Genomic DNA, 13499 nt, shown 5'->3' on the forward strand with positions numbered 1-13499 from the left:
ATCGCCAGCAGACAGCCCGTCATCAATTCCCAGAACCGCGTCACCGGCAGGTAGAAAGCCGTCAGCGGAGCTCTGGGCGTGATCAGCACATTGGCAATGAAAGACGCCAGCAGAATCGCCACCGCGGCGATCATCGCGCCGCGCGGCCGGCGCCAGGCCAGCACCAGCAGCGGCGGCCACACCAAATAGAACTGTTCCTCGACGCCAAGCGACCACAGATGTAGCAGCGGATTGAGCGTGGCGGCGCTGTCGAAATAGCCGGCGTCTTGGAGCAGCGCCAGATTGGCCACGAAGGCGGCGCCCGCCGCGATCGCCCGGCCGGCGTCGCGGTAATCGAGCGGAAACAGCAGCACCCAGCCGCCGATCGCGCAGGCCGCCAGCACCAGCATCAAGGCCGGAAAGATCCGGTTGATGCGCCGCGCATAGAAGGTGCGGAAGCTGAACTCGCCGCCACGCAGGCCGCCCAGGATGATCGCGCTGATCAGAAAGCCCGAGATCACGAAGAAAATGTCGACGCCGATGAAGCCGCCGGGCAGCGCCCGAGGAAAAGCGTGAAAGGCGACCACCAGCAGCACCGCGACGGCGCGCAGGCCGTCGATATCGCGGCGATAGGCAGGGGTCATCGTGGCGTTCGGCTGTGGCGGAGTGGCTGCGTCTATCGCGAACACGCCGCAACGGCAATGATTAGAAATATAGGCCCGCGATCCGCGGCGGGCAGCGTTGCCGCGTCGGCGGTTCCGCGCTAACAGGGAGGTGCAGCTTCGCATGCGCGCCGGATCCGCGATGACCATCGTTCGCCATCATCTCGAACTCGCCACCACGGCGCCGATCCAGCTCATCGACATCACCCATGCGGTGCGTGACTTCGTCGTCGGCTGCGGCGTCAGGGACGGCCTCGTCACGGTGAGTTGCCTGCACACCACGGCGCGCATCAACATCAACGAGCGCGAGCCGCAGCTCGAGCGCGACATGCTGACGTTCCTCAAGCGGCTGGTGCCGCGCGACGGCGACTATCTGCACAATCTCGATCCGGTCGACGGCCGCGACAATGCGCATTCGCATCTGATCGGCCTGTTCATGAATTCGTCGGAGACGATCCCGCTGGCCGGCGGCGCAATGCTGCTCGGCGAGTGGCAGTCGATCTTCTTCATCGAGCTCGACGGTCCGCGTCCGCGCCGCCAGGTCGAATTGCAGGCGATGGGCGAGGGCTGAGGGCTCCGCGCGGTTCGGCCGCCGCTCCGTCCAAAGAGTCTCGTTTCCGGATGGATACGCGGGCCGACCCCGCGTATGACGACCTGCTGGTAGTTCTGGATTTTTGCCATGACCCCCGACGACATTGCAGGCTTCTACGCCACGCGCAGCGATCTGAATCTCGACGATTACATCGAGCTCGATTTCAGCTTCGAATGCGCCGGCGATCCCCGCGAGGCAGCGGCGCATCTGTGCAGCGAGCAATCGACGGCGCAGTGGCGCCGGGTCGGCTTCGACGAGGACTTTCGGCCGCGCTTCGCCGCCAAGGTGCTGGAGCTGCATGCGCAAAAGCAGCCGGGCGGCTTCAGCATCGCGGTGGAAAGCGCTGCGCAGGGCGAAGTCCATGCCTGCCGGGTCACCATCGCGCATCCGCATCGCAATTTCGGGCCGAAGATTCCCAATCTGTTGTCGGCCGTGTGCGGCGAGGGCGTGTTCTTCGCGCCCGGCATCCCGCTGATTCGGCTGCAGGACATCCGGTTTCCGGACAATTATCTCGCTGCCTTCGACGGCCCGCGTTTCGGCGTCGCCGGCTTGCGCGAGCGGCTGCAGGCGTTCGACCGGCCGATCTTCTTCGGCGTCATCAAGCCGAATATCGGCTTGCCGCCGGAGCCGTTCGCCGAACTCGGCTATCAGAGCTGGCTCGGCGGGCTCGACATCGCCAAGGACGACGAGATGCTGGCCGATGTCGACTGGTGCCCGCTGGCGCAGCGCGCCGCGCTGCTCGGCGACGCCTGCCGCAAGGCCACGGTGGAGACCGGTGTGCCGAAGATCTATCTGGCCAATATCACCGACGAGGTCGACCGCTTGGCCGAACTACACGATGTCGCGGTCAATGCCGGTGCCGGCGCGCTGCTCGTCAACACCATGCCGGTCGGGCTGTCGGCGGTGCGGATGCTGCGCAAGCATGCGCGGGTGCCGCTGATGGCGCATTTCCCGTTCATCGCGGCATTCAGCCGGCTCGCCGGCTACGGCATTCATTCGCGGGTGATGACACGGCTGCAGCGGCTCGCCGGATTCGACGTGATCATCATGCCGGGCTTCGGCCCGCGCATGTTCACGCCGGAAGCCGAAGTGATGGACTGCGTCCGCGCCTGCCTCGAGCCGATGGGGCCGATCAAGCCTTGTCTGCCGGTGCCGGGCGGCAGCGATTCGGCGGCGACGCTGGAAGGCGTTTATCGCAAGATCGGCAGCGCTGATTTCGGCTTCGTGCCGGGCCGCGGCGTGTTCGGCCATCCGATGGGCCCAGCTGCCGGCGCGACATCGATCCGTCAGGCCTGGGAGGCGATCGCCGCCGGCATCCCGGTCGCCGACTACGCTGCCGGCAAGCCGGAGCTGGCGGCCGCGCTGCAGGCGTTCGGCAAGCGATGATTACCTCGCCAGTTCGGTAAAGGTCAGCACCACGGCTTGACGGCGCCCCTGCTGGACGATGCCGTCGCGGTGAATGCCCGACGGGTCGTACAGCACGGCGTTGCCGATCTCGCTCGTCACCGTCACCTGGTTGGCATCAATCGCCGTCGCATTGGCGTCGCCGGTGAGAATGTCGGCGCCGAACGAAGCCTTGCGTTGCAGGCCCGCCGGCAGCGCGTAGAACGTCTCGCGCCATTGCGGCAGCGTCGACGACAAGCCGCACAGATCATTGGCGCGGCGGATCAGCGCGTCGCCGATCCGCGCGGCGCGCTGCGAGCCGGCCACATAGCTGAGCGGGCCGCCCGAAGGGCCGACGTCGCCGAGATAGATGACGAACTTGAGCACATTGGTGGCGAGATCGATGCCGTAGCCATCGCAGGGCGATGCCTCGACGCCCACATCTGCGAACGGACTCTGCGTCGGAGTCGCATCGATCACTTGGGCTGCAATGCGGCCGACGCCGACCGGGCGCTTGAGATAGGCGCTCGCCGCCTCGGACAGGCCGAGATCTGCGGCGATTTGATTGAACCATTTATAGATGTCGGGAGCCGTGATCGGATCGACCACCAGACGGGCACTATCAGGATCGTCCGGCGACGCGATCTTGCGGTCGAGCGTTGCGAAATGTGCGGCCAGCAGGCGGCGAACCTCACCGGTCTGGTCGGCGCCAAGGCGTAGCGCCACGAAGCCATCGCGCTGCAGCGGCGCCAGTACGGCCGCTGCACGTTCGGTCTTGGGCGCGAACGCGCCGCCTGCCGCGATGCGGCCGAGCCGCTGCAGCACGATCAACCGCAATGTGGCCGGCAGCGCGCGCAGAATGGCGACGAAACGATTGCCGCTGTCGGAGGGTGCGGGCAGATGGTCGATGTCGATCAGCCGCTGCGCGGTCGCCAGCAGGAAGCCGTAGCCGAAATAGCTCAGCGCCTTCAGTCGTGGGCCCGGCATCGGCATCGGCAGCACCCGGCCATAGGCCGGATGGGCGTCGTAGTCGATCGGCGGCAGCCGGTCGAGCGGATAGGATTTCGTGTCGGATTGCATGGCCGGTCCCTCTCGCGGATGGATGCCGCGACGGATAGACGGGCTTGGTGGCGCGCCGTCTTCACTTGGGTGACTATGACCGCGCCGCGTGAATCGAGCGAGTTGGCAATCCGGCCAAGACGTCGGCCCCTTCAATACGCGGACACCGCGCTGGGCCGATGTTGCGGACTCACAAGTTCGCTCACTGCAAGGCAGGCTGCCGGCTTGAGAGGCTGTCGATCAGATCCAGGCGAAGTTCGCCGCTGGCCGCGCCGTGCGTTCGAGCAGCGCGCGCATCAGGCAGCGCTCGATCTGGACCGCCGAGATCGTCGCCGCATCGGCGCCGACGCTCGCGCACGCATCGGCGCGTTCGGCGAAGAGGCGACCGCTGGCCACCACGGCCAGTGACGGGTTGCGCGACGCCTGCCGCAGGGTGCGGATCGTTTCGGCCATGCGCGGCAGCCAATGCTCGCGGCGCAGCGACGGGCTAAGTGAGATATTGACGGCGTCGAACCGGTCGGTGGCGATCAGCTCCGCGAGCTCTTGATCGGTCTCGGGGAATTCGCTGACCGTATTCCAGCCGGCCTGGCGCAGCAGCTCAGCGTGAAGCGCGGGGTAGAACGAATGCGGTTCGCCCGGCTGCGACACCAGCAGCACGGTGCGCGGCTGCGAGCGCGACAGCGACGCCGACAACATATCGAAGCTGATGCGGCGCATTGCGGTCTGCAGGTGGCAAAGCCCGATCGTGACCTCGAACTCGCTGCAGATATCCTCGCTCCACAAATTGCCGAGGCAGCGCGCGGTCGGTTCGAACAGGCCGGTGAACAGCGCCAGGGGGGAGGACGCGCGGGCCAATGAGGTATCGATCAGATCGAAAGCGTCGGTGAGGTTGGGCGCGATCAGCAGACGCGCCAATTCGGCAGCGCGGGTTTCGGCGATGTCTTTGATTGGGCGGACGGCCGGGCGAGGGGCAGCGTGCTTGACGACAAGGTGCGGGATGACCGTCGAGACAATGCTTTCAGTATGCACGGCACGACCTCGATCTGGTTTGGCCCTCGGATACAACATCGCTCGGAAGCTCAAACGGGACCCGCGATCCTGCCGAGGGGAAGCAGAACAAGGTCGCCTCGCACGGTGACGATTAGTCGCCAATCTCTAGCGCCGTTACCGCAATGCGAAGGGAGCCCGGAATCCGAAGGTCGTCCTTGCTCTGGATCAAAACCGCGCCGGTGCAATGATCGGGATTCGGCGCGGTGGGCGTCGACACGCAGCGGCAAACAGTCGCGGCCCCGCGGCGCCTTCCATCGGATGCGGCATCTAGATACCTGCATCGTTCCTTCATCGGCAACAGCCGTGCTGGATTGCTTATGGTACTAAGTCACCAGCTGGAGCGCGCTGCCGGTCATGCTGCCGTGTGTGGCGACAGCGAAATGCCGATTCAATCCGCGACTTAGCTTCGCCTCGTCGACGTGCGCCCTCCTGTACCTGCGTTACGTTCAAGGCGCCTAGCGGTAGTATCATGACTCTCGAACTAACAAGTCGAGCGGTGATTAGTTAAGGAATGAAGCCAGCTTAGTGGTTTAACCTAAATCAATCAGTATCAGGTATTGGCCCGTATATTTACAGGCGCGCGAATCAGCGCGAGACTACATCGACGAGTCGTGTGACGACTGAGCAACTACGCCGTTTAAACAAAGAGTTAGACGGGTTCTTGTCTCACCAGTGATTCGCGATTCGACGAACGAGTGTCGGCACGACCGTCGCTCGTTCACCGTTCCAGCGTGAGGCGTTTACCGATGTTACCGGAAACCGGATGCGTCGGAGTTAATCGTTCATTAACTGCAAAAAGTAAAACGTCGAGCACGCTGTTCAACCTTAGGGGGCAAGCCGCCCCTAATTGAAGAAAGCTGGAGAAATACGATGCAATTCGACCTCACAAACCGGAGCCTGGCTCAGAAGATTTCGATTCTAGTTCTGGGGATCACGTTCGTCGTGACGCTGGCCATCGGCGGCGTCGGTGAAATGGTGTTGCAGAAAGTCACCGCCAGCCACGCCAAGCAAGCTGCGAGCGTCGCCTCGCTGGATCGCCTGATCGGCCAGGGAGGGGCGATGCTGTCGCCTGTCCGCGCCGCGGATGGCAGCATCGTGGGCATGCTGGTGATGCAGCAGGAATCCGGACCGGTGGTGATGCCGGCTTCGTTCGAAGGTCAGGGCTTGGTTGTGCAGGCCGCCGAGACGGTGGTAACCCAGGCGGCTGATACCGGTGTCGGCGCTGGCCGCACCATGCTGCTGCTCGCCGGCATCGTGGTGTTCGCCGTGGTCGCGCTGGTCGGCACCCGGATCTCGCAGGGCCTGCTGAAGCCGCTCGGCGAACTGGAGAAGGACGTGGCTCGCCTCGCCAATGGCGACGTTGCCGTGAACATCCATGCACTGAGCCGCTCGGACGAAATCGGCCGCATCGCTCGCTCGCTGGTCAAGATTCAGGAATCGCTGATCGAACTGGCGAAGCTGAAGACCAAGCGGGTGGTGTCGGGCACGCTCGGTATTGTCGACAATCTCAGAGAGATGTGGGGCGACCTGAAGTCGGCTGCCCGCAACGCCCGCGAGATGCTGTTCTCGGACGGCAAGACCATCAGCGAGACGCTGTCGAGATCCTGGAACGACTGGCTGCATAACGGCCTCGGCGTTCCCAAGCGGGTCTGAGCCTGCTGCCCGAGTGAGGGCGAGCTTCCGGCAAGGAAGCGCTTCGACACGACGTTCGATGAGACAAGGCTCATCGCTGCAGAGATGAGCCGAAGTCCCAAAAGCCCGCGGTCCGCCGCGGGCTTTTTATTTTGGCGCTAGGGTTTGGAGAACGTGGGGATGTGCGCCGCGGTGCTGCGGGCGCGAAAGCGCCTTCGCACACTTGCGTCGTCATCTTGTCATCTGCTTGCTGAAATCTTGGAGCGGGCGAAGGGATTCGAACCCTCGACCCCAACCTTGGCAAGGTTGTGCTCTACCCCTGAGCTACACCCGCATCCGAGAGGCCGTCGCGCTGTCGCCGGCGGCCGTGCCGCAGACCTATGCCAAAAGCGGGCGGCGAATGCAACAGCCGTCAGGCAGGAATATCGGCTCATCCGCCGGGCCGGCTCTTTGCCGGGTTGCCGAGCGAGTGCCGAGGTTCCAGTTGCAAATCCTCCCCGCTGGTCCATCTAGAGGGGTGAACCGGGCCGGAGTGGCGACGGAGCCGCAGCGGCAGACCAGACGAGCAGGCGAGGACTCACGTGACAATCATGGAGCAGGGCAGCGGCGCGGCGCCGCAGGCCGCGACCGATCTGATCAAGGACACGACGACGCAGAGCTTCGTCCGCGACGTCATCGAGGAGTCCAAGCAACAGCCGGTCCTCATCGACTTCTGGGCGCAGTGGTGCGGACCATGCCGCCAGCTTACCCCGATGCTCGAAAAGGCGGTGCGTGCCGCCGGCGGCAAGGTCAAACTGGTCAAGATGAACATCGACGAGCATCCGGCGATTCCGGGCCAGATGGGCATCCAGTCGATCCCGGCCGTGATCGCCTTCGTCGACGGCCGGCCGGCCGACGGCTTCATGGGCGCTGTGCCGGAGAGCCAGGTCACCGCTTTCATCGACAAGCTCACCGCCGGTATGTCCGGCGCCGGGCCCTCGACGGCCGAGTTGCTGCAGGAAGCCGAAGCTATCCTGGCCGAAGGCGACGTGCAGACCGCCGCGTCGGTCTATGCGGAGGTGCTGCGCGCCGACGCCACCAACATCGAGGCGATCGCCGGCCTGGCGCGCTGCTACATGCAGACCGATGCCATCGACAAGGCCAAGTCGACCTTGGCGCTGGTGCCGGAGGCGCAGCGCGAGAACGCCGCCGTCAAAGCCGTGCAGGCGGCGATTGATCTGGCCGAGCAGGCTTCGTCGCTCGGCCCGGTGGCCGAACTCGAACAGAAGGTCGCGGCCGATCCGAAGGACTATCAGGCTCGGTTCGATCTGGCGACGGCGCTGAACGCCGCCGGCAAGCGCGAAGAGGCGACGACGCATCTGCTGGAGATCGTCCGGCGTGACCGCAAATGGAACGACGACGGCGCGCGCAAGCAGCTCGTCCAGTTCTTCGACGCCTGGGGTGCCACCGACGACGCGACCGTCGAGGGCCGCAAGCGGCTGTCGACGATTCTGTTTTCCTGATCAGCGGGTATCAACCACAGCGGGGCCACCGATGCCGATCAATGCCGCCTATCGCGGTCCTGCCGACCTTCCCGAAGTGATCCCGGTGTTTCCGCTGCCGGGCGCGCTGCTGCTGCCGCGCGGCCAGATGCCGCTCAACATCTTCGAACCGCGCTATCTGGCGATGATCGACGACAGCCTGCGCGACGGTCATCGGCTGATCGGGATGATCCAGCCCGACGCCGCGCATTCGTCGGTCCCCGATAGGCCGGCCCTGTTCAATGTCGGCTGCGTCGGCCGCATCACTCAGCTCGCCGAGTCCGGCGACGGCCGCTACGTCCTCGAACTCACCGGCGTGTCGCGCTTCAAGGTCGTCGAAGAACTCAGCGTCAAGACGCCGTACCGGCAATGCCGGGTCGATTACTTCGCCTTCGTCGACGACTTCACCGCGCGCAAGGGCGAGGACGAAGTCGATCGCGAAGCGCTGCTGTCGGTGCTGACCGATTTTCTCAAAGCCAATAATCTCAAGGTCGACTGGGACGGTGTCGAAAGCGCCCCCAACGAAGCGCTGGTCAACGCGCTGGCGATGATGTCGCCCTATGGACCGGCCGAGAAGCAGGCGATGCTGGAGGCCCCGGATCTCAAGACCCGCGCCGAAATCCTGATTGCCGTCACCGAAATGGACCTCGCCAAGAAGCGCACCAGCGGCGATCCGCCGCTGCAGTAGCGACATCCGCCCGCAACTGCCGTCAGCAGATTTGCGGCGGCGCGTTGACGGCGTCCGCGGTTTGGCCGATCAATCAGCAGCGTTTTTCATCAGCCGAGTTCGTCCATGTCCGCCCCCGCCGAACGCCCCGATGCCGTCGACCGCAAGCTGCTCGAAATCCTGGTCTGCCCGGTGACCAAGGAGACGCTGGAATTCGACGCGGCACGTCAGGAGCTGATTTCGCGCGGCGCCAAGCTGGCCTACCCGATCCGCGACGGCATCCCGATCATGCTGCCCGAAGAAGCGCGCCGGATCGGCTAGCCACCGCCCGCCGCGAGGGCGGCAAGATCCGGCGCCGGCGTGCCGCGCTGAAACGCCAGCAGATCCAACGTCGGCGGCTCCGCTCCAGTGACGAGCGACAGACACGTGTGGGCCTGACCGCGGTGGTGTGTCTGGTGGTTGAAGACATGCCGGAGAACGTCGGACCGGAGCTGCCGGTGCGGCACGCCCGAGGTCGTGGCGTACTCGAAGAATTCCGACAACGCGTCGTCGTTGTAGCCGTCCACGATGCGGATGATGCGATCGTCCTCGGCGGCGCGAGCCTGCGCCAGTTCGCGCCGATCCTCGAACAGGATGGTGTCGAGGCGCGACGGCGCATGGCCCTCACCGGTCAGGCGCTTGAGCCAAATTCGGTCGGCAACAAGGATGTGGTTCAGCGTGCCGTGCAGGCTGCCGAAGAACACCCCGATGTTTCGCCGATATGCCTCGTCGGGGAGCGCGAAAGCGGCCTGATAGAGCCGGGCGTTGGCCCAACGATTGTAGACGGCGAATTGTGTGAAGTGCTGGCGGTCCATCTGTGTCTCCATAGCCGCCATTGTAGCGCGATGACTGCTGCCGATTGGTGAGATATCCTCACCTGGCATAGCCCGTGGTTCACATGCCTCCTTTGCCGCTTCCCTCGCTCGGCGCACTCCAGGCACTTGTCCGGCTGTCGCAGGACGGAAGCCTTGCGGTCGCGGCGGCGCGGCTTGGTGTGACCCGCTCGGCGCTGTCGCATCGGATCGCTGATCTGGAGGCGCAGCTTGGCGTCGCGTTGGTGGAGCGAGCCGGGCGGCGGATTGTGTTGACCGAGGAAGGTGCGCGGCTGGTCGCCGCGCTGGGCGACGCCGTCGAACGTATCGAGGCCGCGGTTCTGCCGTTACGCCGCCGTCGCGCGCAGGTGCGCGTCTCGACGGTGGCGACGTTCGCTTCGGACTGGTTGATCCCGCGGCTGGCGAGCTTCCACGACAAGCATCCCGACATCGAAATTGCAGTCGGCAGCACCGTGCGGGCAGTCGACCTGGCCTCCGAGGACGTCGATCTCGCTATTCGTCATGGACGAGGTGAATGGCCAGACGTGACGTCGACGTTGCTGTTTCACGAGACGCTGTTGCCGGTTGCGGCGCCGCATTACTTGTCAGGAGTGTCAGGGAACAAGCTGTGGGCGACGGCGACGCTCATCCACGCGCGCTCCCGCGCACATGATTGGACGCTGTGGTGGAAACATCTGGCGCGGACAATGCCCGAAGGTCGCGAACTGATCGTCGATAACCGCAGTCAGGCGATGGCCGCATCGCTCGGCGGCAGTGGCATTGCCCTGGTCGATGCCGCTTATGCCGAGCCGTTGATAAAGGCCGGCCGGCTGCGTGCACGAGCCGACGCGCCGTTGCGGCTCGATGACGGTTACTACGCGCTCCATCGCGCGTCGCCGCGGAATGCGCGGGCGGTGCTGATGTTCCGCAATTGGCTGGTCGCTGAATCCGCCGCTTGGCGGCGGCGCTGCAATGAGGCTCTCTCATCCGCGGCGGACGAAGTCAGCTAAGCAAATGTCTGCTGCGCGCTTACAGCGCTTCGCCCTTCAGCAGCCGCGGGACCTCGCCGGTCAGGCCGGCGGCCTGGCGGATGAAGGCGCCTTTGAGCGGCGGCAGGCGGTCGACGAGGCCGAGGCCGATATCGCGGATGCTGCGCAGCAGAGGCGACTTGTTGGAGAACAGCAGGTTCAGGCCGTTGGTGGCGACGCCCATCGCCATGGTGTCGAAGCGGCGCCAGCGCTCGTAGCGCTCGAGCACGTCGGCCTGGCCCGGATCGATGCCGAGCCGTGCGGCGTCGACGATCACTTCGGCCAAGGCCGCGACATCGCGCAGGCCCATGTTGAGGCCCTGGCCGGCGATCGGATGGATCACGTGCGCGGCGTCGCCGATCAGCGCCATGCGGGGCGCGACGAAGGATTGGGCGACGAAGTAGCCGAGCGGAAACGCCTTTGGCGCATCCAGCGGCTTCACCTCGCCGAGCCGCAGGCCGAACCGCGTCTCGAGCTCGGCCTGAAATTCCTTGGCCGGCAGCGCGACGATGCGGTCGGCGTCCTTGCGGGTCTCGGTCCACACCAGCGACGAACGCTTGCCGTTCAGTGGCAGGATCGCGAACGGAACCGGCGGGCAGGAAGTGCTCCTCGGCGCAGCCATTGTGGTCGCGCTCGTGCTCGACGGTGACGACGATGCCCGGCCTGTTCGTATTCCCAGCCCTTAGGTGGCGATGTTGGCGTGCTTGTCCAACTTGGACTTGGCGCCGTCGGCGGCGATCAGCAGGCTGGCGTCGATGACGGCGCCGTCGCCCAGCGTCACCTGGATCGCCTCCGCGCTCGCCGCATAGGACGACACCGGCACCGTCCGCAGCTCGACGCCTTCGGCCTCGGCGCGCTTGGCCAGCGCTTCGTTGAGATATTTGTTCTCGACCATGTGGGCGAACGCCTCGCCGGGCGCGACGTCGCCGGCGAAGGTGAGAAACACCGGCCGCGTCGCATCCTCGAGCTGGCTGTCGGTGACGATCATGTCGACGATCGGCTGCGCCGTCGGGGCCACTTCATCCCAGACGCCGAGCGCCTCGAACAGCCGACGGCAGGCGGCGACGATCGCGGTGGCGCGCGGGTCGCGCGACGGCCGCAGCGCCAGCGCCGGATCGGCGACGATCACCGGCACGTCGGGGCCGAGCCCCTGGCGTAGCGCGAGCGCCAGCGCCAGTCCGGCAAATGCGCCGCCGCCGATCACGATGCTGCGTGGTGTCGTCATTTTTCCCGCTCTTGCGCCATTCGAGGAGCTGGGCGAAACAGAGCGCGGACCGGCCGCGGCATCGCCCAAACCTATGCTCGAGGCGGTTTAACAGACATCGACGACGCAGGGAAATCACGCGCCGTCGCTCAAGGAGGCCAGCCGTGTCCAAGAGCCTGATCGATCTGCTCTCGATTCTCGACATCGAACCGATCGAGGTGAACCTGTTTCGCGGCGTCAGCCCGCAGACGAGCTGGCAGCGCGTGTTCGGCGGCCAGGTGATCGGCCAGGCGATGGTAGCGGGCTGTCGCACAGTCGAAAACCGACTGCCGCATTCGCTGCATTGCTATTTCATCCTGCCGGGCGATCCCGCGGTGCCGATCATCTATCAGGTCGAGCGGCTGCGCGACGGCAAGAGCTACTCGACGCGCCGCATCACGGCGATCCAGCACGGCCGCGCGATCTTCGAAATGATGCTGTCGTTCCACGACGACGAACCGACGAATTTCGATCATCACGACAAGATGCCGGACGTGCCGCCGCCGGAGGCGCTGTCGGCCGAGGAGATCGTCAAGCAGCCGTTCTTCAAGGAGATGCCGGAATTCATCAAGCGCTACTACGAAAGCGACCGGCCGATCGAGCTGCGGCCGGTGGAGCTGGCGCGCTATTTCGGCGAGAAGATCGGGGACGGCCGCATCCATGTCTGGATCCGCACCGCCGCCAAGCTGCCGGACGATCCGGCGCTGCACATGTGCGCGCTGGCCTATGCGTCGGACTTCTCGCTGCTCGACGCCGTGATGGCGCGCTACGGCCGCACCCTGTTCGACAAGCGGATGATGCCGGCCAGCCTCGACCACGCGATGTGGTTCCATCGCCCGTTCCGCGCGGACGAATGGCTGCTCTACGCCCAGGATTCGCCGTCCGCCCAGAGCGGCCGTGGCCTGGCGCGGGGTCAGATCTTCAAACCGGATGGCACACTGGTGGCGTCCGTGGTCCAGGAAGGCTCGGTCCGCGAGCGGCGCGAGACGCCGAAAGCGTGACCGAACGACGAGGTAGGGCCAGCCCAATCTGGGTCCGCCAGACCTCCGCGACCACGATTACGACGAAAGCCTTTTCCGAAGGCAGTCAATCCGCTTAATTTCTGCGCGCATTGCCGCTAAAGACGGCATATAGGATCGGGGCACCGCCGAGGCGGTGTCCGCGCGCACTGGGGGATTTGCTGCATGAAACTCGTCGTCGCCATCATCAAACCGTTCAAGCTCGACGAGGTGCGACAGGCGCTGACCGAGGTCGGGGTCCACGGCATGACGGTCACCGAGGTCAAGGGTTACGGCCGCCAGCGCGGTCACACCGAGATCTATCGCGGCGCCGAGTACATCGTGAATTTCCTGCCCAAGCTGCGGATCGAGATCGCGGTCGACGACAACCTGGCTACCCGGGCCGTCGAGGTCATCACCCGCGGCGCCCGCACCGGCCAGATCGGCGACGGCAAGATCTTCGTCACGCCGATCGACCACGCGTTGCGTATCCGCACCGGCGAAACCGACGCCGACGCGCTCTAAGCCGCTGGCACGTACGCTCGGCTACGACGTCACCGTCGTCGATCCGCGCACCGCCTTCGCCAGCCCCGAGCGCTTTCCGGACGTGCCGCTGATCGCCGAATGGCCCGACGTCGCGCTGCCGCCGCTGAATGTCGACGCCTACACCGCGTTCGTCGCCGTGACGCACGATCCCAAGATCGATGATCCGGCGCTGCTCCACGCCTTCGAGCGCGGCTGTTTCTACATCGGCGCGCTCGGCTCGAAGAAGACTCATGCCAAGCGCATCGAGCGGCTGAAGCAGCAGGGCGCGTCCGACGCCGCCTCGCTAAGA

At 65.4% G+C, this 13499-nt stretch carries 13 protein-coding genes, 1 tRNA gene and 2 pseudogenes; 10 read left to right on the plus strand and 6 right to left on the minus strand.

What is annotated here, in order from left to right; genetic code table 11:
- The coding region (locus tag I5M_RS24235; RefSeq protein ID WP_148287952.1) for an acyltransferase at positions 1–623 on the minus strand (623 nt) is incomplete at its 3' end.
- 160 nt (positions 624–783) lie between these two features.
- On the opposite strand from I5M_RS24235, the gene I5M_RS24240 reads away from it, so the two are divergent.
- The gene (locus I5M_RS24240) at positions 784–1212 is read left to right on the plus strand and encodes a secondary thiamine-phosphate synthase enzyme YjbQ (RefSeq protein WP_022723757.1); all 429 of its coding nucleotides are present in this window, start codon (positions 784–786) and stop codon (positions 1210–1212) included.
- A gap of 108 nt (positions 1213–1320) precedes the next feature.
- Entirely contained in the window at positions 1321–2619 is a 1299-nt protein-coding gene (locus I5M_RS24245; protein ID WP_022723758.1) for a RuBisCO large subunit C-terminal-like domain-containing protein, read from the plus strand.
- Here I5M_RS24245 and I5M_RS24250 read toward each other — a convergent pair whose 3' ends face one another.
- Together I5M_RS24250 and I5M_RS24255 are read right to left on the minus strand one after the other, a co-directional pair.
- Positions 2620–3696 (minus strand): hypothetical protein, encoded by a 1077-nt coding sequence (locus I5M_RS24250; RefSeq protein WP_022723759.1) that lies wholly within the window; start codon positions 3694–3696, stop codon positions 2620–2622. It abuts the gene before it with no gap.
- Between the two features lie 219 nt (positions 3697–3915).
- On the minus strand, positions 3916–4704 hold the full coding sequence (locus I5M_RS24255; protein WP_244432088.1) for a photosynthesis regulator: 789 nt from the start codon (positions 4702–4704) through the stop codon (positions 3916–3918).
- 891 nt (positions 4705–5595) lie between these two features.
- Between I5M_RS24255 and I5M_RS24260 the strand changes: the two genes are divergently transcribed.
- Positions 5596–6378 (plus strand): HAMP domain-containing protein, encoded by a 783-nt coding sequence (locus I5M_RS24260; RefSeq protein WP_022723761.1) that lies wholly within the window; start codon positions 5596–5598, stop codon positions 6376–6378.
- Between the two features lie 238 nt (positions 6379–6616).
- On the opposite strand, the gene I5M_RS24265 is transcribed toward I5M_RS24260, so the two are convergent.
- Positions 6617–6691, minus strand: a tRNA-Gly gene (locus tag I5M_RS24265).
- Between the two features lie 247 nt (positions 6692–6938).
- Between I5M_RS24265 and trxA the strand changes: the two genes are divergently transcribed.
- The 3 genes from trxA to I5M_RS24280 all read left to right on the plus strand — a co-directional run bounded on the left by trxA (position 6939) and on the right by I5M_RS24280 (position 8865).
- The gene (gene trxA / locus I5M_RS24270; protein WP_022723762.1) at positions 6939–7859 is read left to right on the plus strand and encodes a thioredoxin; all 921 of its coding nucleotides are present in this window, start codon (positions 6939–6941) and stop codon (positions 7857–7859) included.
- A 31-nt stretch (positions 7860–7890) separates the two neighbouring features.
- Positions 7891–8565, plus strand: a complete 675-nt coding sequence (locus tag I5M_RS24275) for an LON peptidase substrate-binding domain-containing protein (RefSeq protein ID WP_022723763.1) — start codon at positions 7891–7893, stop codon at positions 8563–8565.
- A 105-nt stretch (positions 8566–8670) separates the two neighbouring features.
- Positions 8671–8865: a Trm112 family protein gene (locus I5M_RS24280; RefSeq protein WP_022723764.1), complete on the plus strand. Its 195-nt coding sequence runs from the start codon at positions 8671–8673 to the stop codon at positions 8863–8865.
- Here I5M_RS24280 and I5M_RS24285 read toward each other — a convergent pair.
- Positions 8862–9398, minus strand: coding sequence for a DinB family protein (locus I5M_RS24285; RefSeq protein ID WP_031337437.1), 537 nt, complete (start codon positions 9396–9398; stop codon positions 8862–8864). The two genes, I5M_RS24280 and I5M_RS24285, sit on opposite strands and share 4 nt — an antisense overlap.
- An 83-nt stretch (positions 9399–9481) precedes the next feature.
- Here I5M_RS24285 and I5M_RS24290 point away from each other — a divergent pair, with 83 nt between their 5' ends.
- A complete protein-coding gene (locus I5M_RS24290) occupies positions 9482–10405 on the plus strand; it encodes a LysR substrate-binding domain-containing protein (RefSeq protein ID WP_083909672.1) in 924 nt (307 codons plus the stop codon).
- 19 nt (positions 10406–10424) lie between these two features.
- On the opposite strand, the pseudogene I5M_RS30560 reads toward I5M_RS24290, so the two are convergent.
- Positions 10425–11648 (minus strand): annotated as a pseudogene (locus I5M_RS30560) (ubiquinone biosynthesis hydroxylase).
- Between the two features lie 143 nt (positions 11649–11791).
- Between I5M_RS30560 and tesB the strand changes: the two are divergent.
- The 3 genes and pseudogenes from tesB to I5M_RS24310 form a co-directional block, all read left to right on the plus strand.
- Positions 11792–12667, plus strand: coding sequence for an acyl-CoA thioesterase II (gene tesB / locus I5M_RS24300; RefSeq protein ID WP_022723767.1), 876 nt, complete (start codon positions 11792–11794; stop codon positions 12665–12667).
- 183 nt (positions 12668–12850) lie between these two features.
- Positions 12851–13189 (plus strand): P-II family nitrogen regulator, encoded by a 339-nt coding sequence (locus I5M_RS24305; protein WP_022723768.1) that lies wholly within the window; start codon positions 12851–12853, stop codon positions 13187–13189.
- Position 13190: 1 nt separating this feature from the next.
- A pseudogene (locus I5M_RS24310) lies at positions 13191–13499 on the plus strand (XdhC family protein); the annotation flags it as partial.

This window comes from Rhodopseudomonas sp. B29, assembly GCF_000333455.1.
Lineage (GTDB): Bacteria > Pseudomonadota > Alphaproteobacteria > Rhizobiales > Xanthobacteraceae > Rhodopseudomonas.